Annotated in this window: 2 rRNA genes (1 of these 2 only partly in view); both read left to right on the top strand. The window is 54.3% G+C overall.

Annotation, left to right across the window (positions count from 1 at the left end):
• Positions 1–1,709: ribosomal RNA gene (locus ACAD63_RS13865) — 23S ribosomal RNA — on the top strand; it begins 2,150 nt to the left of the window's first position.
• Positions 1,710–1,824: 115 nt separating this feature from the next.
• Positions 1,825–1,938, top strand: a 5S ribosomal RNA gene (gene rrf, locus ACAD63_RS13860).
• Positions 1,939–2,245 lie beyond the last annotated feature (307 nt).

The raw sequence follows: 2,245 nt of genomic DNA, 5'->3' as shown, positions 1-2,245 counted from the left end.
GCGTGGTAGGAGAGCGTTCTGTAAGCCTGTGAAGGTGTCTTGTAAAGGATGCTGGAGGTATCAGAAGTGCGAATGCTGACATGAGTAGCGATAAAGGGGGTGAAAGGCCCCCTCGCCGTAAGCCCAAGGTTTCCTACGCAACGTTCATCGGCGTAGGGTGAGTCGGCCCCTAAGGCGAGGCAGAGATGCGTAGCTGATGGGAAGCAGGTTAATATTCCTGCACCGTCGTATGATGCGATGGGGGGACGGATCGCGGAAGGTTGTCCGGGTGTTGGAAGTCCCGGTCCCTGCATTGGAGAAGGCGCTCAGGCAAATCCGGGCGCGGGATTCAAGGATGTGGGGCGAGCGGCCTAGTGCTGCGAAGCAATTGGAAGTGGTTCCAAGAAAAGCCTCTAAGCTTCAGTCATACGAGACCGTACCGCAAACCGACACAGGTGGGCGAGATGAGTATTCTAAGGCGCTTGAGAGAACTCGGGAGAAGGAACTCGGCAAATTGGTACCGTAACTTCGGGATAAGGTACGCCCTGGTAGCTTGACTGGCCTGCGCCAGAAGGGTGAAGGGGTTGCAATAAAATGGTGGCTGCGACTGTTTAATAAAAACACAGCACTCTGCAAACACGAAAGTGGACGTATAGGGTGTGACGCCTGCCCGGTGCCGGAAGATTAAATGATGGGGTGCAAGCTCTTGATTGAAGTCCCGGTAAACGGCGGCCGTAACTATAACGGTCCTAAGGTAGCGAAATTCCTTGTCGGGTAAGTTCCGACCTGCACGAATGGCGTAACGATGGCCACACTGTCTCCTCCCGAGACTCAGCGAAGTTGAAGTGTTTGTGATGATGCAATCTCCCCGCGGCTAGACGGAAAGACCCCATGAACCTTTACTGTAGCTTTGCATTGGACTTTGAACCGATCTGTGTAGGATAGGTGGGAGGCTTTGAAGCGTGGACGCCAGTTCACGTGGAGCCGTCCTTGAAATACCACCCTGGTTTGTTTGAGGTTCTAACCTTGGCCCGTGAATCCGGGTCGGGGACAGTGCATGGTAGGCAGTTTGACTGGGGCGGTCTCCTCCCAAAGTGTAACGGAGGAGTTCGAAGGTACGCTTGGTACGGTCGGACATCGTACCTAAAGTGCAATGGCAAAAGCGTGCTTAACTGCGAGACCGACAAGTCGAGCAGGTGCGAAAGCAGGACATAGTGATCCGGTGGTTCTGAATGGAAGGGCCATCGCTCAACGGATAAAAGGTACTCTGGGGATAACAGGCTGATACCGCCCAAGAGTTCATATCGACGGCGGTGTTTGGCACCTCGATGTCGGCTCATCTCATCCTGGGGCTGTAGCCGGTCCCAAGGGTATGGCTGTTCGCCATTTAAAGAGGTACGTGAGCTGGGTTTAAAACGTCGTGAGACAGTTTGGTCCCTATCTGCCGTGGGCGTTGGAATCTTGACGGGGGCTGCTCCTAGTACGAGAGGACCGGAGTGGACGTACCGCTGGTGTACCTGTTGTCTCGCCAGAGGCATCGCAGGGTAGCTATGTACGGAAGAGATAACCGCTGAAAGCATCTAAGCGGGAAACTCGCCTGAAGATGAGGATTCCCTGGAGGCTTGACCTCCTTGAAGGGTCGTTCGAGACCAGGACGTTGATAGGCTGGGTGTGGAAGCGCAGTAATGCGTTAAGCTAACCAGTACTAATTGCCCGTAAGGCTTGATCCTATAACCAGTGTGTTTCACCTGGTGTGTGTGATCGTGTCTGTGCCAGATACGCACAACCCCAACTACATCCCGATTCGTGACGCTGGCTTGAACCCCAGCGCCACAACCCCTCATGCCTGGTGACCATAGCGAGCTGGAACCACCCCTTCCCATCCCGAACAGGACCGTGAAACAGCTCCGCGCCGATGATAGTGCGGATTACCCGTGTGAAAGTAGGTCATCGCCAGGCTCTTATTGTGCAAAACCCCTCGACAGCGTGTGCTGCGAGGGGTTTTTGCTTTGCGTAATAGCTCACTGATCGAGTCGTCCTGCGCGGAAGATGTAACGGGGCTAAGCTATATACCGAAGCTGCGGACGCGTGCGTTCCTTTAAGTGCACCAAGCTTGTCGATGCGCAGCATCGACAAAGCCACCCACAATGATCGTGGTGGCCAATGCTAGTGGATTTAAAGGAGCGCACGCGTGGTAGGAGAGCGTTCTGTAAGCCTGTGAAGGTGTCTTGTAAAGGATGCTGGAGGTATCAGAAGTGCGAATGCT

Source organism: Cupriavidus sp. a3, assembly GCF_051015765.1.
GTDB lineage: Bacteria > Pseudomonadota > Gammaproteobacteria > Burkholderiales > Burkholderiaceae > Cupriavidus > Cupriavidus oxalaticus_A.
The sequence above is the reverse complement of the archived record's forward strand: the minus strand, read 5'-3'. Positions and strand labels throughout refer to the sequence as shown.